Here is a 21,729-nt window from a genome sequence, read left to right as displayed (position 1 = left end):
ACTTTTTCCCCCTAACCTTTCAGCCAACTGTTAGCTAGATAAGCCATTCGTTTCATCTCTTTTCGTCCCCGGGAGACGGAATCGAGGATCATGCCACAGGTCAAACTTAAAAAGGCTAAAAGCATGATCGAGGCCGATAAAATAGCGGTGGGAAAACGTGGTACTAAGCCAGTTTCGAGGTATTCAAACAGGACGGGGATCGCTAAGAGGAGGGAAATAACCGCCAAAATTAGCGAGACAAGGCTAAAAAAGAGAAAAGGACGAATTTCTTTAAAAAGTAAGATAGCGGTTCCCAATACTCGCCAGCCATCTTGAAAGGTTTTTAACTTACTTTGGGAACCTTCGGGACGTTCCCCGTAGAGGGTTGGTTCTTCAGCGAAGGGAATTTTTAATTCTAAAGCGTGGATAGTTAACTCGGTTTCAATCTCGAAACCATTGGACAAAGCGGGAAAAGATTTGACGAAACGACGAGAAAAGACGCGATAACCGGAGAGCATATCGATTAAACGCGCTCCAAACAGAAATTTCACCAATCCTGTTAAAAATAGATTACCAGCGCGATGACCAGGACGATAAGCCTGGGAGGATTTTGCCGCTTCCCGACGCGCACCGACGACCATATCCAATTGTTCCCGCAGCATTCGTTCAATTAAGCGTCGTACTGCCGCAATTTCGTAGGTATCATCACCATCGATGAGAATATAGATATCGGCCTCGATATCGGCAAACATCCGCCGGACAACATTGCCTTTTCCCGGTTGGATTTCCTGACGAACGATCGCCCCGGCTTTGAGTGCCTCCGTCACGGTATCATCGCTAGAGCGGTTGTTATAAACATATATTGCCGCTTCTGGCAAAAAAGTTTGAAATTGGGAGACAACTTTAGCGATCGTTAGTTCTTCATTGTGACAGGGAATGATGGCGGCGATACGGTAGTTTTTCAGGGAAATCGGCGGAATAGCAGTCATTTCGATCATGGCTGACGACAATGTTTAATGATAGTTAGGGTCTGCTGAAAAAGTTTTTCGGTGGTGGCAGGGTGTGGGGTGTGGGGTGTGGGGTGTGGGGTTTTACTCATTTTCAGGTGGTCAATTACCTAATTTTCAGGGAAAAAGTCCAGGAATTTTACCCCCGATCACTCCAATGCTAGGCACTTTTTGAGGTCAAAAAAGCCTAAAAACCTTATCCAACAAGCTTTTTAGATTTATTCAGCCAGCCCTAGTTAGGGGGGTTTCTTGACGTTGGACGGCTTGACATCCTCACCGCCGTGAACGGACGGTGATTCCCAAACCTCACGATTTAGGTTTCTGCTTCTTTCCCGAAGGATTTTTCGCACCTGCCTTAACAGATTTACTCTGTTCTGGTCTTATGGTCGCTCTACAGACTGACACCGCAAGCCCTGCGGCCAAAATATTTTTACTGGCGTTAATATCTCGGTCATGGTGCGTCCCACAGTCTGGACAGTCCCATTCTCGAACATTTAACGGCATTTTCAAGGGCAATATACCCGCAATTACTACACCTTTTAGAGCTAGGAAACCATCTATCTATTTCGATGTAATTTCTCCCATACCAACGGCATTTATAGGCTAATTGTCGAGTGATTTCTCCCCAGCTTACATCAGATATTGCCTGAGATAATTTCGGGTTTTTGACCATATTCTTGACGGCTAAGTTCTCAACCACAATCGTTTGGTTTTCCCGAACTAATTGAGTGGTTAGCTTATGTAAATGGTCTTTTCTGCTATCGGTGATTTGAGCGTGAATCTTGGCTACTTTGATTCTTGCTTTTTCCCGATTTTTTGACCCTTTCTGTTTTCTAGAAAGGCTTTTTTGGGCCTTTCGCAGTCTCCGATAATGCTTTTTAAAATGCTTGGGATTAGACACTTTATCGCCATCGCTGGTAATCACGAGGCTACTAATTCCTAAGTCAATTCCGATGGCTTTATCTGTTACTGGTAAAGGCTTAATCGTTGGGTCATCAAATCTTATTGAAATATGCCAACGTCCAGAAGGATGTAATCTGACTGTTACTGTGCTTGGTTCACAGCTTTCTGGGATTTGTCTTGACCATCGAATAGGTAAAGGTTCTGTGCATTTGGCTAAATAGATTTGTTTGTCTTTAAATTTAAAAGCAGACTTGGTAAATTCGGCACTTCCTCCCTGATGTTTTTTCTTAAAGTTAGGATACTTAGTCCGACCAGCAAAGAAATTAGTAAAAGCTGTTTGTAGGTGTCTTAACCCTTGTTGTAAAGGTACACAGCTTACTTCATTGAGAAAGTTTAATTCTTCTTGCTTTTTCCACTCGGTTAGCATTGAAGAAGTTTGAGCGTAGCCTACTCTTTCTTGCTTTTCGTACCAAGCTTGTGTTCGTTCGTGGAGAGCTTTGTTGTAAACTAATCTTACACAGCCCAATGTGCGCCGCAATAGCGACTCTTGTTCGGGTGTTGGGTAAAATCGAAACGAGTAGGCTTTTTCCATGTCTCACATTTTAGCATATATTTCGTAAACGATGCTCATATTTAACAGTAAAGCCGTCGTAGAACGACGGGGTTTCAGACCCAAATTTTCGATGAATTGTCGGACAATGGGGGAAAGCATAATAATCGGGGTCGGCGGCCTTTCCCCAAGCAAAGTCATCGGCATTTTGATCAAGCCATTCCATCCCCTCCTTGAGACTTAATCCCCGGTAATCGGTTTCCTGTTGACCTTGGGCCGCTTTTAAGTCCCGAGAATTAATGCTGCCAGAGGTTAAACGAGAGTTAAAAAGGGTTTGCAGGATGAGAGGAAAAGTTTTCAAAGGCTTTCCTATGGCTTGCCGGACTTTTCGGGTTTAACCTCCGTCACACGCCAACTGAGTTTTAAATTCATCCAGAAGTTCCAAACGGTAACTATAGCGATCGCTATTAAGTTAGCAATATAGCGATTAATATGTAAGACATTGAAGAAAAAGTTTAAGAGCAGGACGTTGAGGATCAAACCGGCCAAACAAATAAGATTAAATTTAAGAAAACGTTTGCAACGCTGCTGCCACTGATTTTGGCCGGTGGACAAATCGCCAAAAGTCCAGCGATCGTTCCAGAGAAAATTATTAATAATAGCCACCTCGGCGGCGATAATCTTACTGCGAGTTACTCCCCAAGCGAGGGTAGTGGGATCGCTGAGGAGATAAAATATAGCCATATCGACGAATACGCCACTAAACCCGACTAAACTAAAGCGAAGAAAGCGAGCGAGGGGGAATTGCCAACGCCTTTTCAGTCCGCCGAAACGACCGCGGGAACGCAATTTCAGCAAGTGCAGGATATATTCGATGTATTGTTGCCAGGTGACTTTGCTTTCACCGTCTTGACGCTCTTGGAAAACGTAACCCACTTCTGCGATCCGGTCGATATTGCCGCGGCCGATAACTTCGAGGAGAATTTTATAGCCCATCGGGTTTAAGATCGGGCCCGCGATCGCTTGTCGATTAACCATGAAATAGCCACTCATCGGATCCGATACCCGTCCCACCACATTGGGCAGAATGACTAATCCCAACAGCTGCGCCCCCCGGGAGAGGAAGCGTCGCGTCAGACTCCATTGGCTGACTCCACCCCCTTCCACATGGCGACTAGCCAGGGCGAGATCGGCTCCGGCTCTGGTTTGCTCGAATAATTTTAATAACACTTCCGGGGGATGCTGTAAATCGGCATCGATGACCCCAAGGATGTCGCCCCGTGCCACTTGCCACCCCCGTACCACTGCCGAGGATAGGCCTTTTTCTCCCTCCCGGCGCAGCACTCGCAGCTGGGGATATTCAGCGATTAAAGACGCGGCGACTTCCCAAGTGCGATCGGGACTATTATCATCGACAACGATCAGTTCGTAATCGTTGGGAAGGGCTTCGTCAAGTATTTGACTGAGAATGTTGACTAATTGAACGATATTTTGCCGTTCATTGTAGGTGGGAATGACTAGAGACAGGCTGAGAGAATAATTTTTTTCTGCTTCTAGGTTGCCGTCGTCCGGGGGAGGAGGAGATAAAGGTATCTGTAGATCTCCTGTGGGGGGAGTTAAGAAAAGATGAGACTGCTGTATCTTCATGAAAAATTTGACCTCACTCGCGGTTGATTTAGCTACAAACGCACTGACAACGGCAGAAGATTCTGAATACTTTTGGCCTTTTGGCGATCTACCCTATTGAACCATACCTTTGTCGTCTCTTGGGCGGACACAAGCATTGATTAACCAGTACTATCGGCCATGACTCGTAAACCCAAGACACTGTGGTGTTGATCGGGAAGGCAAAAGGTGCGATTGGCACTGCGTAGGTGCCTAGCTTCATCGCCCCAACTGCCCCCTCGCACTAAACGGGCGGAACGATAACGGGGCTGCAAGCGAGTATCCCTGTCTAACCAAGCACTACCATCGAGGGGCGGGGTTCCCTCGTAATTCCGGTGCCAGCTATCGGCGCACCATTCACCCACGTTGCCGTGCATATCGTAGAGACCGAAATTATTGGGGGCGAAACTGCCCACCGGGGTAGTCCTGGCCAGATAGGCGCTGGCTGGTTCTTCCGCGTAGGGATCATAGACGGCAAAGTAATTAGCCCGCTCGCTGGTGAGGGTTTCCCCGCAGTAAAAGGGGGTGGTTGTGCCGGCGCGACAGGCGTATTCCCAGCGTGATTCACTCGCTAGTCGGTAATCTTTGCCGGTGGCTCGGGAGAGTCGTTGACAAAATTCGATCGCCTCGTACCAGGAGACTCTCTCTACGGGTAAGTTATCACCTTGGAAAAAGGAGGGAGCTGGGTTGAGTTCGAGATTAATTTTGGGAAGTTGGGCGATCGCTCGCCATTGTGCTTGGGTGATCGGGTATTTGCTCAGAAAAAAAGCCGCCGTCGTCAGGGAATTTTCTGGTTTTTCACTGCTAGTATGATCGCCTCTTTCTTCATTTTTCGAGCCGCGTCGAAAACTGCCCCCCGGAATAGCCACCATTTCTAGTTCGCTGCCGTTGCCTAAAGGTTCGCGCCAGGAGCGAGCGCTACCCTGACGGCGATCAATAATTTGCCCTCGACGATCAACGGTGACTGTTTCAAAGCTATATTCTGTCCACTGGAGATTTTGCGAATCTACTGGGCGAATTTGCCGCAAAAATTCCTCTATTGCCTCTATATTCTTGGCAATAGCCTGGTTTTGGTCGGCAGAGTAACTGAGCCGAGAGGAGAGAAGGGTAGCTAGTCCGGCACTTCCTCCAGCTAGGGCCGCTAATTTCAGCAAACTACGTCGGTTTAAGAGGGGATTAGGGGGATAGTTCATATTTTTAGGAGACTGGTCTGATATTTAGGCATTTCTAATCTTGATAGAAACGACTTTTTACTAAACAATAGGCTCTTTCATCGCCGTCACGACTGGCGGGATCGGAGTTTTCGGTATTACCTACTGTTATATAATCGCAAATTTCCCAGCCGGTTCGCTGTAAAATTCGGCGTAACCCGGCATTAGAAAAGATCCAATAGTTGGTGGAATCATTATTTGCTTCTAGTTCATCGAGTAAATAGGCTAGAGGAATCGCGGAAAGATCGACTCGATTAGCGGCATTACTCACCGTATTAAACTTAGTGACGCGGGTGCTAATCAGGCAATAATTGGCAGATTTCGCTAAGGTTTCGAGGGCATAGTAGGGATTTTTGAGATGGTATAAAATTCCTAAGAAGATGACTAAACTATAGCTTTTTTCGGGAAGCAGAAACTGGGAATCTAAGTTAACATCATGAATCTCCACAGAGGAAGAAAGAGCAGTCTTGAGCAGTTTAACCCCTTGCATAAGATTAAAGTTAGTAGGAGCGTAGTCCACTACCTGCACTTTACAGCCCAAAGATTCCAGAAAAAACGCCAGATCCCCATCGGCACAACCAATATCAACAATCGGTTTTTCCGAGATTAATTCCAGTAGAAAACGGTTTTTACCCGTTAATAGTAATTCGAGAATCTCGAAGCAGGTTAAAGTGTTGTAAGGATACCAGCCAAAATTGTCGGGAGCCAGTTTTTCTTTTTCGGCATCTAATTGGACTCGAAACTGGCGGGCCTTATTTTTGATGACGCTAATATCGAGAAGTTTCGGACTAATTTCTTGCAGTTCGGGAATGGTTAAGGATAACTGACCTAATCTTTCATAAAGAGCATTTTTTTCCCGAATCATTTCTTGTTTTTCTTGATTCAAACTCTTCAGATGATCTTTGAGAGAATCTCGTTCTTCAATTAAAGTCTCTCGTTCATCAACTAAGCGAGGATATTTCCAGAACTTAAGATATTTCTTGATTTTCATCTATCAATAGGGAGGAATTAATTTTACTAAGTTAGTCTAGGGGGTCTCTGGCTGTTGGATATTTTTACCAAAACCACGCCAATAATACCATTAATCGGGATCATTTGTCAAGATATTTACCAAAAATTTTGAGGTTTAAAGTCAGCTTATTATTGGCTTTTATCAAAATTAAGCTGAGGGTTTGTGCGGATGATTTGTTTTTAATAATGATAGATTCGCAGTAACTTCCTTAGATAATTTTCCAAGATTTGGGAAAATCTAGACAATGGGGACAGTATTCAATCAAAATAGTGGTGGAGGATTTCCCTAGCATTAATTCCAAACCAAGCCTCATCTCCGGGCAATCCAGGGAAAGAGGAGAGGTTGACCGTCATGACAGAAATTATATAGATTAAAATTAGAAAACTTATACCAAATTTCTAAATCCATGACAGACATCCACGCTCGAATGCTTGCCAAGCCTGTATTCGTTGTGACGCGAATAAAGAAAAATGGTATTAGGTAAATTGGCAAGATTTTAACTTTTTTCATGATCGAAGTTATCCCGCTTACATAATTAAAATTTTTTCTCTGCTTTTTAGACTTATTTTTGACAAATTTAGCAAGTTTGCCAGAGATATATTATCCTACTCGCCAGCTTCTTTGAGATACTGATTGATATGATAATTCGGGTTAACTTGACAAGAGTTCGAGCGCCTGTAAACGCAAGTTCCGTTAAAGCATTTCTCCCGTTGATAATCTCCGACCGCGGCAGTGTCTTGGTTAAATAATAGATAATTAAAATAAGGTTGTAGTTCCTCGAAATTTTGGTTATCTTTAAGGAAATAAATCGGTACATCTTGGTGTAAGTAGGCGTATCCCCCCGTGTACTGCCACGCCAATCCTTTTACTCCTAAACCGCACAGTTTTTTCTCGCTACTTAAATACTCATAGGCTTGTAATTGTCCGCCGTGGGTTTGCCAGTGAGTATAGCCCGGTTTTTGCCAAGGCGGTCCGAAATTAAAAGTCTGGTCGGTATTAAAACGCCCCGCCAGCAACCAGGATAGAAAAGCCCAAAGAAGTAAACTACTAAAAATAACGATAGTTTTGCCGGCGAGGGAACCTCGCATTAACGATAAACGCGAGACGAGAGTGGCGATTCCCAAACCAGCGAGAATAATAATTAGTGGTAGGGCAGGGAACATATAGCGATATTCTTTGTGACCTAAAAAGCTGTGAGAGAGGATAATAACTAGGGCCAGAAGGGCGAGAATCCAGTGACGACGAGCAGCGATTGCACAGAAGACGAGGATAGGAAACAGCCACCAAGACCAATTGAGGGCTAACCAAGTAAAATATTGCTGCCAGGGGGATACGCCAAAACTATTAAATTTTCCTTCAAAAATATTAATCCAGATCAGTTTCCAAATCGATTGGAAGGGGGTGGACCAAGTGAAAGCGTCTAAAGCACCCCCCAGCAAAACCGGACCGATAAAACCGAGGGCAAGGGGCAGTAATTGTGGAAAATTTTTTTGTCTAACTTGATAAATGAGGGCGATGGCGATGGCAGGCAGTAAATGAAATCGAAGATAGGTGGTCAATCCATAGAAAAACCCTGTCCAATACAGTCGCTGACGAGAGGGGGGATTTTTGCCGTAACATCCTAAATAAACGCCGACTAGCAGGGAATAAGCGGCCATAACTTCGGTGAAGGCTTTCGGGGCAAAATAAATAAATTCAAACCAAATCGCACAAATACCGCCGGTTAGGATAGCGCCGGCCAAACCGATGCTTTCGTAGGCGATCGAGAATCCGATCCAAACGGGAATTAAAGATAGTAAACTGAGGAAAATCTTGACACTGGCCAGATAGCCACTGGCTCCTTCCGAAAAACCAGCAGTTAGCTTCATAATCCCGCCAAGAATCCCCGGAAATAACCAAGAACGAATCCCGTCCCGAAAATCCCAAGGTATCATCCCATGGCCAAAAGCTAGTCGATGACCCTGTTCTAAAGTCTGAAAAATTTCATCCGGCCAGAGAATATTAGGATAAGAGAAAGCGGCATTTAGACGCAGGAAAAGGGCAAAAATAAGGATTAATAACAACCAAACTCTAGAAGAATTTAACTGACAAATCATGTTGGCAACTAAGGATAAAGATTTTTGCTTTAGGGGAAAATATAGGGATTTTTAACGGGGTAATTGTTGTTACTCGGCTATCAAGCTAATGTTTTTTAGCATATTGCTGATGGTAATGTCAATCTCTTAAGTAGGTAGGCGTTAAAAGTTGTCAGATCCCCCCGCCTATCGGCACCCCCCTTATCAAGGGGGGCAGGGGGGATCGAACCTAAAATCCATTTTTAATTTAATTATAACCAGCTACTTAAGTTATAGTTTAGTGGGGAGAAACTGGGGAACTTTTCTGCCAGAAATGAGTCCCTTGCCTAGGATTGGCTATAAGGATGAGTTTACCCTTTGATATCCCTGAGAATTTACTAAGGAGAAACTAAGTAGGTAGGCACAATTATTTGTAGGATGGGTTAGCGGTAGCGTAACCCATGCGGGCGTTGGGTTTCATGCTTCAACCCAACCTACGTTCATTTTATATTTAATTCCACCCACCTACTTATCGAGATAGCTTAACCTAGATAATCGGGTATTTAATCGATCTGGGTTTGTCAAAAAATTTAACCGTCAAACCATGTTACAATAGCACGGGTTCACCCCAAAAGATAAATAGCGAGCCAATTTCAGAATAATGATGCAGCGAGATTTTATATTTAAGAATTTTGAAAAGTTTGATTACCGTCTATTTCTGGGTGTATTAATTACTGGATTAGGTTTTATCTTAAGATATTATCAGTACGATTACTTGCCTGCCTATAACTGGACTCAAGATGAATTTGCTTTTGCTTGGAGTGGCATGAGTTTGATTCAAGAGGGAGTTCCTACCAGTTGGTCTTTCCTCAGTCCCACGGATGATTTTCTGGTGACAGTTTGGGAAAAAACTGCTGTTCGTTATCGTTTTGTTACCCCTTGGTTTGATCATCCTCCCTTGTTTGGATTAATTGTGGGTATGACGGCTATTTTATCGGGAGCAAAGGAATTTTTTGACTGTAGTTTAACAGTAATTAGAATTCCTTCTTTAGTTTTTGGCACTCTCTCTATTTTCTTGCTTTATTTATTGGCCTTACGCTTGACTAATACTGGTGTGGCGATTATAACTTCTTTAATTTTTGCCACTAACCCCAATACGGTTTTTTTATCTCGTTTAGCAGTTAGTGAAAATTTATTATTATGTCTAAGTTTAGCGGTAGCACTTTTATTCCTTCAGTACGGTGAAAAGTCTCAAAAAAAGTATCTATACTTGGCCATAGTTCTAGGTGGTTTAGCACCTTTAGTTAAGGTGACAGGATTATATATCCTAGGTTCTCTAGTCGCTTTACTATTATTCCAAAAAAATTGGCGAGATAGCTTAATCGCTTCTCTGACGGCAGTTTTATCCTTTGGTTTGTATTACCTTTACGGTTGGTTTTATGATTTTAGTTGGTTTTTAACTACTCTCCAAGAACATAAAAATCGCTTTACGGATTTTGCTATGTTAAAAAATCTAGTTTTACCTACAGTTTTTTTTGAGGATGGTTGGTTAATTTTTAGTTGGATCACTCTACTGTTAGTTTCCAGATTTCCTTTAAAAATATCTAAAATACGATTAGTTATTTTTCCTATATTAATCTATACAATTCTTCTTATTTTTTCTGGCGCTCAAAGCCATTACTATGCTTGGTATGTAATTCCTTACTATGGATTTCTCTTTCTAGTGCTTGGTATATTCTTAGACGATTTTCGTAAAAACTCTGATTTTATCAGTGCTGCCACTATCTTTATTTTTCTTGTCGTTTGGTCGGTGAATTTAAATATTAAGGATTGGGTTTTGAGTTCCCCTTACGGTAGATATTACTTTATTATCGGAACGGCAATTACTTTAGGGGGATTTTTCTTTAATGATTTAACCGAGAAAAAATCGAAAATTTTAACTAATTTTGTCAAGATAATCATGCTGATTGTCTTTTGGGGATTGTTACTAGGTAATCTTAATCTCATCCTTAACTATAAATTGCCAAGTTAAGCTAGTAAAACTAAACAAATAAATCTTAATTTTCTAATTATGACAATCCTCAAACGTTTTCCACTTTCTCATCCCTTATTTTGGGCAATTATCTACTTTGTTGCTTTGGGAATTATCTCGGTTATTTTAGGTCAAGATGTTAGTTGGGATTTACGAAACTATCATTTTTATAATCCCTATATGTTATTGACAGGAAGGTTTAAGTATGATGTCCTACCCGCACAGATACAAACTTTTTTTAATCCCCTGATTGATGTTCCCTTTTTCGTCGCTGTTTATTATCTGAAACTGCCTCCGATTGTCGTGGGGTTTTTAATGGGAGGATTGCACGGGTTAAATCAATGGTTAGTTCACCTAATTACCTATCATTCCCTCGATAAAGTTTCCGAAAGATACAAGATAACTCTAAGTATAGCGGCAGCGATTACCAGTATTTTTGGAGCAGCCTATATCTCGGAGTTAGGAACCAGTATTGGTGATAATACCACCAGTGTTTTCGTTCTGGGAGGATTATTTTTTATAGTTAGTAGTTTAGGGAAAAATCTGCCAATTCCCTCTAAAAATATTCTTTTAGCTGGATTCTTATTAGGATTAGCAACGGGGTTTAAATTAACCAATGCTTTATATGGTATTAGCTTTTTGGTAGCCATTAATTTTTTACCTAATTCTTGGTCAGAAAAGTTACGCAATTTAATCCTATCAATTCTCTCAATGGCCGTGGGTTTTAGTCTCACTGCTGGTTATTGGATTATCCTAATGTGGACAAAGTTTGCTAATCCTCTTTTTCCCTTCTATAATAAAATCTTTCAATCTCCTTATATCGAAACCGATGTCAATTTACAAGACCTGCGATTTTTGCCTAGAGACATTTGGCAATGGTTATTTTACCCTTTTTATTTTGCTCAAGAACAAACCTTAGTAGCTGAACTTAAATTTAAAGAATCTCGCTTTGCAATCGCTTATATTCTCATAGTAATATTGCTGGGTTTTATTCTTTATCGCTATGGTAACAAAAAATTAATTTTTCCTGGAAATAACCTAATTTATACCTCAATTTTAAGCTTTTTACTACCCTTTTATTTGAGCGCTTACTCCATTTGGTTAATTAAATTTTCTATCTATCGCTATCTCATAGTTTTAGAGTTAATTACTCCCATTTTAATTATCTTAATTGTTGCCTATTTCTATCCTAAGAGAAAACCAGTATTCTTAGTAAGTCTAGGGATTTTTGTTTTAATTTTAGCTACTGTTAAACCCCTAGATTGGTGGCGAATTCCTTGGTCGGATAACTATTTTAGTATTGATAGACAAGCTTTGGTACAATATCAAGATGATGTAATTGTTCTCTGGGGGGGAGAACCGGTCGGCTATGTGGTTCCCTATTTTCCTAGTAATACTCGCTTCCTGCGGATTACCGGTAATTTTGGGTTAAGTCCTCATACCAAGATGAGTAAAATAGCAGAAGAGATTATCGATAAAACTCCCGAATCATCGCTGTATTTACTAGAGGTCAATTTTGAACTAAAAGAATCAGATAGGGAAAAATCTAAGCAAGCAGCTTTAGAATTTCGTAACCTTGTTATTGATCGCAATAATTGTCAACCTTTTATAAATGCTATTGAAAAATACTCAATCTGTAAACTCAGAAAAATTTCACCTTAAATACTTGATAAAACTAGGTAATAAATTATGACAACCCTGAAACGTTTTCCACTTTCTCATCCCTTATTTTGGGCAATTATCTACTTTGTTGCTTTGGGAATTATCTCGGTTATTTTAGGTCAAGATGTTAGTTGGGATTTACGAAACTATCATTTTTATAATCCCTATATGTTATTGACAGGAAGGTTTAAGTATGATGTCCTACCCGCACAGATACAAACTTTTTTTAATCCCCTGATTGATGTTCCCTTTTTCGTCGCTGTTTATTATCTGAAACTGCCTCCGATTGTCGTGGGGTTTTTAATGGGAGGATTTCACGGGTTAAATCAATGGTTAGTTCACCTAATTACCTATCATTCCCTCGATAAAGTTTCCGAAAGATACCGGATAACTCTAAGTATAGCGGCAGCGATTACCAGTATTTTTGGAGCAGCCTATATCTCGGAGTTAGGAACCAGTATTGGTGATAATACCACCAGTGTTTTCGTTCTGGGAGGATTATTTTTTATAGTTAGTAGTTTAGGGAAAAATCTGCCAATTCCCTCTAAAAATATTCTTTTAGCTGGATTCTTATTAGGATTAGCAACGGGGTTTAAATTAACCAATGCTTTATATGGTATTAGCTTTTTGGTAGCCATTAATTTTTTACCTAATTCTTGGTCAGACAAATTACGCAATTTACTCCTATCAATTCTCTCAATGGCCGTGGGTTTTAGTCTCACTGCTGGTTATTGGATAATCCTAATGTGGACAAAGTTTGCTAATCCTCTTTTTCCCTTCTATAATAAAATCTTTCAATCTCCTTATATCGAAACCGACTACAATTTTAAAGGGATACAATATTTGCCTAAAGATATCTGGCAATGGTTGTTTTATCCTATTTATTTTATCCAGAGACAAACTCTTGTATCTGAGGTTCCTTTCCAAGATAGCCGATTAGCTATAACCTATTTATTGATAATTTTACTAATAGTAGTGATTATTTTTCGTGCTATTTCTAAGCGCAATCTATCTTCTGAACCTGACTTAACCCACGGTGCAGTTTTAGGGTTTTTACTGCCTTTTTCTCTGACCGCTTACTCTATTTGGTTAGTGGGATTTTCTATCTATCGTTATCTAATGCCATTAGAATTAATCACTCCCACTTTAATTATTTTGATTATTGCCTATCTTTATCCTCGCAAGAAACCATTATTAATCATAAATTTGGTAATATTTTCCTTAATTGTCACTACGGTTAAACCGATGGATTGGTGGAGAATGGGATGGTCAGATCATTATTTTGGTATCGATAGTCAAGCATTAAAACCCTACGAAAATTCCACGATTGTTATCTGGGGAGATGAAGGAACATCTTTTATCGTCCCTTATTTTCCCGCTTCGACTCGTTTTGTGAGACTCAAAGGCAATACTGGAGTCAGTGAGGGAACTTTAATGCGAAAAAATGCCGAGACATTTATTGCTAATACTCCCCCAGAATCTCTCTACATTCTCCAGACGGACTTTAATAAAAAATCCCCTGATATAGTGGGGGATTTAGCGAAGGAAAATCTCGTTATTGATTTACAAAGTTGTCAACCCTTTCCCACCAAAATCGAAAAATTTAATCTCTGTCGTCTTCAGAAAAAGTAATTCTCTACCTTTTATCTGTAATGATTTATCTATTGACCGTTAACTACAATTGCGCGGAATTAATTAAGCGTTTAATCGCTTCCCTCGACGATGACTTATCTGCTACTCTCATCATTGTTAACAATTCCACTGAAGATAAAAATATCCAATCTTTAGCAGCGCAAAGAGTCAAGATTATTGAAGCGGGGGAAAATTTAGGATTTGGGAAAGGATGTAATCTGGGACTTGATTGGATTTATCAACAAGACAGAGAAGCTATCGTTTGGTTAGTTAATCCTGACGCTTACTTATTACCGGACTCTCTGGAGAAAGCAAGCAAATTTTTTCAGCAATATCCGGAAGTTGCCATCGCCGGTACAGAAATTTACGAACCGGATGGTAAAATCTGGTTTGGTTGGGGAAAATTTAATGCTAAAATCGGCACAATTAACGTGGTGGAGGAATCCTTAGACTATGGAGATAAACCCTATCTTATTCCTGACTGGGTGACGGGATGCAGTTTATTAATTAATTTCTCGAATTTTTCCACTTGTCCCCATTTTGATCCCGATTACTTTCTCTACTACGAAGACTTTGATTTTTCCCGAAGATACGCAAATCAAGGCTATTTAGTCGTTGTTACCAATCAGATTAAAATCATTCATGAACCATCTTCTATCACCCGTCGCTATGGTTATCTAAGACTAACTCATAATATCTATAGTTATCTTCTCAGTCTCGAAAAACATACGACTTTAACTATCCTTGTTTATCGCTTGCTGCGGATGAGTTTTATGTCTTTACTGATCCTTCCCATTAAACCAAAATTCTCCCTAGCCAAGCTGCAAGGAATTCAACTCTATTGTCAAAGAATTATCACTAAACTGCGTCTAGGTTGAAACCCTTAGTTTTGCCGCTTCTGGCATTATTCTTACTAAATCCTGTTTAAAAGCTATAGGAGAGCGGGGAGTGGCGAGTAGTGGTGATGGTGAGCTATCTTGCTGATCTAGTCTGACAAGTATAATCACCCGAAAAATAAGGAAGAGTGAGCGATTCATGTTAATTTTTATTAAGAAGCGATCTTTGATGAGAACAGACAACTATGAACTTCGAGATTCCCAGTGCCGTAAAAACTTGGTCACAATTTGGCCATCCCATTCTCATGTGGGTTTTATTAGGATTAACTATCTATGCCCTCTATTCGGGGCTACAATGGCGACGGACGCGTACAGCAGATAAAGACCTAAAAAAAGAATTATTGCCCAAGGATTTTCGCACTAAACACTATCAAATTGGCTCCCTAATCCTCGCTTTAATGGTCTTGGGGACGATCGGGGGTATGGCGGTGACTTATATTAATAACGGTAAATTATTTGTCGGTCCCCATCTGCTGGCGGGTTTAGGGATGGTGGGTTTAATCTCGATCAGTGCCGCTTTAGTACCTTTAATGCAAAAAGGCAATGAATTGGCCAGAATCACCCATATTACCCTTAATGCCGTCATTTTAGGTCTTTTTGGCTGGCAAGCCTTCACAGGAATGGATATAGTCCAGCGTATTCTCAGCAAAATTTGACATACTCCCACCGTCAAGCTACGCTGTGACGGGGGATTCTTGACCTATCACTATCGGAAATTCCGGTTCTTCGTTACTTGGTATGGTTCGATAGGGGGGCATAAATCGACTAAATCCTTATCTGGCAAGAGACTTAATTGATTAGTTCGCTCTAGATAAAAAACAATTGACAAAAATCGCTAAATGCCTTTCTATATAAGGGTTCCATCCCTTATAACCCCCGTCCATTGCATAACAATTACCGAAGAGCCGAAATTCCTTGTTCAACGAGACAGCTTAGATTCTCAATGTCTCCACTGAAAATCCAGAGGCCGGACTCTCCCAAGGCGTTTGGGTCGGTTTCTGTTTGCCCAACAGTACCGTTGAGATGATTTCCCAAATATTTCAACCCTTTTTTAAGAATGTTGATTGCTGCATTATGATCCCTATCTAAGACTGTTTTACAGTTAGGACATTGATGATTTCTAGTGCTTAATGTTTTTTGAACTCTCGTCCCACAAACTGAACAATCTTGGCTAGTGAAATGGGGAGGAACAGCAACACAAACAATCCGATAAATCTTGGCAAAATAATTCAACCATTCAGTGAATTGATACCAAGAAGCATCAGAAATCGACTTAGACAGCTTACGGTTTTTGACTAAGTTTCTTACCTTTAAAGCTTCATAAACTACCAGATCATTAGACTGGACTAACGCCAAAGCGTCTTTAATTGCTTTGTCTTTACGTTGTCTTGATACTTTAAGATGAAGCCTAGCTACTTTTATCCGTTGCTTGTGATAGTTGTTAGACTGTTTGTTTCCTTGACGAAATCGTTTTGATAATCTCCTTTGTGCTTTTTTCAGTCGTTTTTCTGACTTTCTTAAATAACGGGGATTCTCTACAGTATTACCTTGAGCGTCAGTATAAAACTCTTTTAAACCTAAGTCAATTCCTGTTATTTGTCCCGTTGGTTTATGGTATTCTTGCCGTTCTACAGCCACGAGAAACTGACAATAATAGCCATCAGCACGTCTAACAACTCTTACCCGTTTAATCTGTTGCTCTGAATAATAAACTAAGGTCTTTTGACTACACCATAAATCAAATTCTCCTGCTTTAAAGCCATCGGTAAATCTGATTTTACGTCGATCATCAGATAGTTTGTAGCCTGTTAGTTTGTATTCAACCGAACGACTATGCTTTTTGAACCGAGGAAAACCCTTTTTCCCAAGTATCTTAGCATGACAATTCTGGTAAAACCGACTAATTGATTGCCAGGCTCTATCAGCAGCCGATTGACGTGCTTGTGAGTTTAATTTATTAACCCATGGTGTCTCTTTATTGTTAGCTAGTACCGAGCAAAGTTTTTGGAGATCATTACGGGTTGTCCCCTTATTGGACCGCCAATAACGAACACAAGAGTTACGCACAAACTGAGAAGTTTTGATAGCTTCATCAAGCCGGTGATATTGCTCTGGTGTCCCGTTTTTTAGCTTCGCTTCTACGACTAGCATTGATTAATCTTCGACCCTGGATAAATTAAATATAACACAGTTTACCTACAAATGGTAGTATTAAAATCGTGCTTCGCAGTTAATATCTTGGTCGGATTTCATCCCCCGCAAAGGTTGATGTCTTGTCGAAAAATTTAGCGGGGGCATTCATCCGACATTTTAGGTAAGAAACTTTGAAAATATAGGATGCGTCTGATGACGCATCCAACCCTAAAAAGTGCTTTCAAAGTTAATCACAAGTTATAGAATCTTTCTGACGGGTAGAAACAAAAAGCAAAAAATCAGATAAAGAGATATAGCGTTTCTCATAAAGATGAAGTGTAACCTAATGTAGTCGTGCAAAATAAAATGAGATGACTATTGAGGAGAAGACAGGTCGCGGAAAATCTGGCTGGCAATGGCTGCACTCCGGCGAATTTGTTCAATTTCGGAAAGACTTTGCCAATTTGCGGTTTCTATATTGGTTTCGCTCTGGCCATTACGCATAGTATAGGCGTAGGGACGAGCAAAAACCTGTAAATCTTCTGGAGACCATTGGGGAAAGAGATCGCTAAGACAAACAACAAGGCGATCAAGGTTGTCTAATTGACTATTAACTAGATTTTCAGCGCTTTCTACTAGACGATTTAAATGTTCGGCCGGCAATAAAGAGGCAAATTTATCAAAGATATTAGACCGGGGTGAAACGGAAACTGTCGGGAATTTTTGGTGTAAACTATTAAAGAATCTATCAGCTTGTGCTTCGATCGCCGTCGCTTCCAGTCCTTCACACAGAGAAAAAGGCGTTTCTGTCAGGTCTAAGGGATCATGACTCTCAACAGCGGTTACATCCCAGGGATAGGTGACTTCTTCTTCGATCAGGATTGCTAGAAGTTCCGCGGTAATCTGTTCGGATAGGGATAAATGGCTCATAAATAACACTCCATATTTTAGCCTTTGTGGTGTTCAATGAGTAACTACATCTCGGTTTTGACAATTTCCGAAGCTATTAACAGACTCCTGGTGCAAGTCAGGCAGGAGGCACTCTTGCCATAGTAGCAATAATTAACCCTTTAAACAGGATTTAGTATTATTAGTGCTTGGTTAGCCAGACAACTGATCTACAGCCAAGAATATGCAGTGCGCTACTATCATGATGGTAAAGGCCTAGTTTTTCCCAATTGCGATCGACCCAATTGGACGGAATTTCTCTATCAAGGTTTTTGTATGGCGGCTTGTTATCAAACCTCCAATACAAGTATTAATAGTACGGCGATGCGGCGACTGGTAGCAACCCAAGGGATGCTTTCCTATTTTTTATCCGTCTCGATTATTGCTATTATTTTTGGAATGATTGGTAATTGACTCTCAGCAAAAAAGATATTTTATTAAGGAAGTTATGGTTCATCAGAAAATTAATCTCGATCGCCTTAGTCCGGAAGAGGCACTAATTACCCCCACCTATGCTTCCCGCGCCCTGACTTCCGCTGTACCTAAATACGAGATTCCCGAGGGAGAAATGCCGCCGGCGGTGGCCTACAATTTAATCCGCGATGAACTCGCCCTTGATGGTAATTCTCGCCTGAATCTGGCTACTTTTGTCACCACTTGGATGGAACCGGAAGCCAAACAATTAATGGCGGAAACCTTCGATAAAAACATGATCGACAAGGATGAATACCCACAAACTGCCGAAATTGAACTGCGTTGTGTGAATATGATCGCTAGACTCTGGAATGCTCCCGAAAGCGAAGCGGCAACCGGTTGTTCTACCATTGGTTCCAGTGAAGCGGCGATGTTGGGAGGCATGGCTTTAAAATGGCAATGGCGCAAACGCCGACAAAAAGAGGGTAAACCCACCGACAAACCTAATTTAGTCATGGGCATTAATGTGCAGGTTTGTTGGCAAAAATTCTGTCGTTATTGGGAGGTAGAACCGCGTTTTGTGCCGATGTAAGGGAATCGTTTTCATCTCAAGGCGACCGAGGCAATTAAACTAATTGATGAGAATACGATCGGGGTAATTGCAATTATGGGTAGTACCTTTGATGGTAGTTATGAACCCGTCCAAGAAATTAATGATGTTCTAGAAACATTGAACAGAGAAACCGGCTGGCAAGTTCCCCTGCACGTCGATGGTGCTATTAGTTGCAAGAATAGCTTTCAGATGTGAAAATTTCCCTCCTGTCTCAACCTAGAAGAGCTGCATCTCATCGAGGACAGTAATGCCTAAATATTACCCGAATACACACAAAAAAATCTGACTTAATCCTATGCAATTTGTACCACTTGTCGATATTAATCAAAGATATTTAATGCTAACTACACCATCTAAAGCTAGAGGATGGATGAAAAAAATTGGGCATACCTTGCTAATATTTTTTGTAGTTTTACTACTGACTCTAACTTCCCCTCTTTTGGGAATAGCTCAAAATCCGACACAACCGGAAAATAAAATTGACGGCTTTCCAGTTATGTTAGATGGAAAAACTCTCTTTTTTATCCGGCGGGGAGTTTCTTCATTTTCGGCGGAGGAGAGAGCTAACGCTATTACCCGGAGAATTGAAAGAATTGCTCAAAATGATTCTATTCCTATTGAGAACCTGACAATTGAGCAGATTCCTGATGATAACTCACTTTATTTAAGTGTAGATCAAGAAGTGATTCTAACGGTGACGGAGCGAGATGCAAAAGCCTATCGTTCAACGCCGAAGGTTTTAGCTCAACAAGCTTTACAAAAAATTCAGGTTGCTATCGCTCAATATCGCCAAGATCGAAAACCCGAACAACTACTTAAGAACATCATTTATACGGTTATAGCCACCTTTGCTTTCTTGATTATTAGCTTTGCAGTTATCAAAATTTCAGGGAAGCTATTTCCCTTTATTAGACGTTTGATTGAATCCTTGACGCCAGGCATTAAAATAGGGAATGTTGAGATTATATCTTCCTCTAATATAAGCTTTTTTTGGCTGCGAGTTCTTCGGATAATTCGCTTACTTGTTCTCTTTTTATTATTATTTAATTATGCAACATTTGTACTTCGTTTATTTCCCTGGACAAGAGTTTTTGGCGAGAGTATTTTAGGTTATTTTTATCAATCATTAGAACTGGTTTTATCGTCCATTGGCCAATATCTTCCCAATGCCTTTATTATTGCCATAATCATTTTTATAACCTACTACTTAATCGGGCTAATCAAGCCCTTTTTTACAGCAATAGAAAGAGGAAATCTGGTTATTCCTGGTTTTTATACTGATTGGGCTAAACCGACTTACAATATCCTATTAGTCATAATTATTGCCATAGCAGCAATAGTTGCTTTTCCCTATTTGCCCGGTTTTGATTCCCCTGCTTTCCGAGGTGTTTCTGTGTTTCTAGGTCTTCTTTTATCCCTTGGTTCTACTTCGGCGATCGCCAATGTTATCGGGGGAATTATTCTTATCTATACCCGTGCCTTTCGCATCGGAGATCACATTCAGGTAGGAGAGGTAATTGGCGATCTAATTGAAAAAAACTTCCTAGTCATTCGCATTTGCACTCCCACTAATAAAATCATTACTATTCCTAACTCATCTTTATTAAGTAGTAATGTGATTAACTTTAGTATTTCCTCGCGGGAATTAAACAAAAATCTAATTATTCAGACAACGATTACCCTAGGGTACGATCTGCCTTGGCGAAAAGCCCACAAAACCTTAATTGAAGCTGCTCTAGAAACTGAGCATATTCTCAAAGAACCCGCACCTTTTGTCCTGCAAACTAGCCTAGATAATTTTTACATCAGTTATCAATTAAACGCTTACACTAACCAACCCAATTTGATGGTAATAATTTATTCAGAACTCCATCAAAATATTCAAGACAAGTGTAATGAAGCTGGGATTGAGATTCTCTCTCCCAGTTACACCTCCCTACGAGATGGAAATACAACAACCATTCCCGAAAATTATTTACCTTCCGATTATGTTGCGCCTCCCTTTCGTGTTCAATCTTCAGACAATCAAGAAAACAACACATTTTGACAGCAAATCCGTTTTTAAGCGCTTACTGTTGGCGGATTATTAATATAATGTTAATTGAGCTTAGAAGGAGATAAATCGATGACGGCATCCTATGAGCAGGACTTTCGACTTTGGGACGAACAAATTTGAGTCTTCACCCCGACATTTGAGATAAAATGCCTCTTAAGCTTAACTAAGTACCTAAGCAAAATTAATTACACATCTAAGCCACTACTCCGTCAGACTTCTGGTGTGAGGAAACAGTGAACTGAAAACTCAAATCCGATCCCTAATAGCTGTCTCCCGTCTCCCGTCTCGGAGTCTCCCGTCTCGGAGTCTCCTGTCTCGGAGTCTCCTGTCTCGGAGTCTCCTGTCTCGACTAGGAAATTAATTTTGCACGACTACTTACTATAAGAATTCATCTTTCTATCGTATTGAGGACGACAGGGACTGCCCCAAGCGACCTTTTGAGCGGGAATATCAGCAAATACGCTACTTCTTGCCCCAATAACAACATTAGAGCCAATTTTTACCCCCGGAGCCAAAAAACAATCGGCCGCGATCCATGTACCATTACCAATGAGGATGGGAGTGGTTTTTAAGCTGAAAGAGCGATCGCAGGGATCGTGACTGCCAGTGCAAAGATAACATTTTTGAGAAATCACACAATGACTGCCGATGGTAACGTTATCTAAACTATAAATCACCACATCATCGCCGATCCAAGTATAATCGCCGATCGCCACTTTCCAAGGATAAGTAACCCTTGCCGTCGGGCGAATTTTCACCCCAAGGCCGATTTTAGCCCCGAATAGTCGCAAAATAGCGCAGCGAAAGCTGTCCATCTGGTGCAAACTAAGGGGGAAAAGAATCCCCTGTACTAACCACCAAAGTAGGATAATTGGATTAGAACGACCGCGATCAAACCAAGATTGATCGTAGGTACGCAGATCTAGCCACGCTTCCTCATCGGTGCGGATTTCTGGGGACAT

The 21,729-nt window shown here is 40.9% G+C and carries 18 protein-coding genes and 2 pseudogenes; 8 read left to right on the top strand and 12 right to left on the bottom strand.

Annotated features, from left to right (window positions below; translation table 11 throughout):
* Window positions 1-11: 11 nt before the first annotated feature.
* The 8 genes and pseudogenes from MAE_RS18210 to MAE_RS18175 all read right to left on the bottom strand — a co-directional run bounded on the left by MAE_RS18210 (window position 12) and on the right by MAE_RS18175 (window position 8,423).
* Window positions 12-977, bottom strand: a complete 966-nt coding sequence (locus MAE_RS18210) for a glycosyltransferase family 2 protein (protein WP_012266881.1) — start codon at window positions 975-977, stop codon at window positions 12-14.
* Between the two features lie 315 nt (window positions 978-1,292).
* Window positions 1,293-2,481, bottom strand: a pseudogene (locus MAE_RS18205) (RNA-guided endonuclease InsQ/TnpB family protein).
* A gap of 10 nt (window positions 2,482-2,491) precedes the next feature.
* On the bottom strand, window positions 2,492-2,800 hold the full coding sequence (locus tag MAE_RS18200) for a hypothetical protein (protein ID WP_041804203.1): 309 nt from the start codon (window positions 2,798-2,800) through the stop codon (window positions 2,492-2,494).
* Window positions 2,801-2,808: 8 nt separating this feature from the next.
* Window positions 2,809-4,086: a glycosyltransferase gene (locus MAE_RS18195; protein ID WP_012266878.1), complete on the bottom strand. Its 1,278-nt coding sequence runs from the start codon at window positions 4,084-4,086 to the stop codon at window positions 2,809-2,811.
* A 140-nt stretch (window positions 4,087-4,226) separates the two neighbouring features.
* Complete coding sequence (locus tag MAE_RS18190) at window positions 4,227-5,297, bottom strand: formylglycine-generating enzyme family protein (RefSeq protein WP_012266877.1); 1,071 nt, start codon at window positions 5,295-5,297, stop codon at window positions 4,227-4,229.
* Window positions 5,298-5,331: 34 nt separating this feature from the next.
* On the bottom strand, window positions 5,332-6,306 hold the full coding sequence (locus tag MAE_RS18185; RefSeq protein WP_012266876.1) for a methyltransferase domain-containing protein: 975 nt from the start codon (window positions 6,304-6,306) through the stop codon (window positions 5,332-5,334).
* A 330-nt stretch (window positions 6,307-6,636) separates the two neighbouring features.
* Window positions 6,637-6,837, bottom strand: coding sequence for a hypothetical protein (locus MAE_RS18180; protein ID WP_012266875.1), 201 nt, complete (start codon window positions 6,835-6,837; stop codon window positions 6,637-6,639).
* Window positions 6,838-6,932: 95 nt separating this feature from the next.
* Window positions 6,933-8,423 carry a mannosyltransferase gene (locus MAE_RS18175; RefSeq protein ID WP_012266874.1) on the bottom strand — a complete coding sequence of 497 codons (1,491 nt, stop codon included), beginning with the start codon at window positions 8,421-8,423 and terminating at the stop codon, window positions 6,933-6,935.
* Window positions 8,424-9,042: 619 nt separating this feature from the next.
* On the opposite strand from MAE_RS18175, the gene MAE_RS18165 reads away from it, so the two are divergent.
* From MAE_RS18165 to MAE_RS18145, 5 genes are all read left to right on the top strand, one after another.
* Complete coding sequence (locus tag MAE_RS18165; protein WP_041804202.1) at window positions 9,043-10,413, top strand: ArnT family glycosyltransferase; 1,371 nt, start codon at window positions 9,043-9,045, stop codon at window positions 10,411-10,413.
* A gap of 39 nt (window positions 10,414-10,452) precedes the next feature.
* Complete coding sequence (locus MAE_RS18160) at window positions 10,453-12,075, top strand: glycosyltransferase 87 family protein (RefSeq protein ID WP_012266871.1); 1,623 nt, start codon at window positions 10,453-10,455, stop codon at window positions 12,073-12,075.
* A gap of 27 nt (window positions 12,076-12,102) precedes the next feature.
* On the top strand, window positions 12,103-13,707 hold the full coding sequence (locus tag MAE_RS18155) for a glycosyltransferase 87 family protein (protein WP_012266870.1): 1,605 nt from the start codon (window positions 12,103-12,105) through the stop codon (window positions 13,705-13,707).
* Window positions 13,708-13,727: 20 nt separating this feature from the next.
* Complete coding sequence (locus tag MAE_RS18150) at window positions 13,728-14,585, top strand: glycosyltransferase (protein ID WP_012266869.1); 858 nt, start codon at window positions 13,728-13,730, stop codon at window positions 14,583-14,585.
* Between the two features lie 203 nt (window positions 14,586-14,788).
* The gene (locus MAE_RS18145; protein WP_004162940.1) at window positions 14,789-15,259 is read left to right on the top strand and encodes a DUF4079 domain-containing protein; all 471 of its coding nucleotides are present in this window, start codon (window positions 14,789-14,791) and stop codon (window positions 15,257-15,259) included.
* 50 nt (window positions 15,260-15,309) lie between these two features.
* Here the strand turns inward: MAE_RS18145 and MAE_RS35825 are convergent, their stop codons facing one another.
* From MAE_RS35825 to MAE_RS18135, 3 genes are all read right to left on the bottom strand, one after another.
* Complete coding sequence (locus tag MAE_RS35825; protein WP_269453931.1) at window positions 15,310-15,432, bottom strand: hypothetical protein; 123 nt, start codon at window positions 15,430-15,432, stop codon at window positions 15,310-15,312.
* 65 nt (window positions 15,433-15,497) lie between these two features.
* Window positions 15,498-16,754 (bottom strand): RNA-guided endonuclease InsQ/TnpB family protein, encoded by a 1,257-nt coding sequence (locus MAE_RS18140; protein WP_012266868.1) that lies wholly within the window; start codon window positions 16,752-16,754, stop codon window positions 15,498-15,500.
* Window positions 16,755-17,111: 357 nt separating this feature from the next.
* Window positions 17,112-17,666 (bottom strand): hypothetical protein, encoded by a 555-nt coding sequence (locus MAE_RS18135; protein ID WP_004162942.1) that lies wholly within the window; start codon window positions 17,664-17,666, stop codon window positions 17,112-17,114.
* Between the two features lie 156 nt (window positions 17,667-17,822).
* Between MAE_RS18135 and MAE_RS18130 the strand changes: the two genes are divergently transcribed.
* The 3 genes and pseudogenes from MAE_RS18130 to MAE_RS18120 all read left to right on the top strand — a co-directional run bounded on the left by MAE_RS18130 (window position 17,823) and on the right by MAE_RS18120 (window position 20,758).
* Window positions 17,823-18,098 (top strand): DUF1345 domain-containing protein, encoded by a 276-nt coding sequence (locus tag MAE_RS18130; protein ID WP_331852481.1) that lies wholly within the window; start codon window positions 17,823-17,825, stop codon window positions 18,096-18,098.
* Window positions 18,099-18,132: 34 nt separating this feature from the next.
* A pseudogene (locus MAE_RS18125) lies at window positions 18,133-18,906 on the top strand (pyridoxal-dependent decarboxylase).
* A 100-nt stretch (window positions 18,907-19,006) separates the two neighbouring features.
* Window positions 19,007-20,758 (top strand): mechanosensitive ion channel family protein, encoded by a 1,752-nt coding sequence (locus MAE_RS18120; RefSeq protein WP_173351081.1) that lies wholly within the window; start codon window positions 19,007-19,009, stop codon window positions 20,756-20,758.
* Between the two features lie 380 nt (window positions 20,759-21,138).
* Here MAE_RS18120 and hpsU read toward each other — a convergent pair whose 3' ends face one another.
* Window positions 21,139-21,729 (bottom strand): hormogonium polysaccharide biosynthesis acetyltransferase HpsU, encoded by a 591-nt coding sequence (hpsU, locus tag MAE_RS18115; protein ID WP_012266866.1) that lies wholly within the window; start codon window positions 21,727-21,729, stop codon window positions 21,139-21,141.

It is taken from the genome of Microcystis aeruginosa NIES-843 (genome assembly GCF_000010625.1).
GTDB classification, from domain to species: domain Bacteria; phylum Cyanobacteriota; class Cyanobacteriia; order Cyanobacteriales; family Microcystaceae; genus Microcystis; species Microcystis aeruginosa.
Note: the sequence above shows the minus strand (reverse complement) of the source record. Positions and strands in the feature narration are given on the sequence as shown.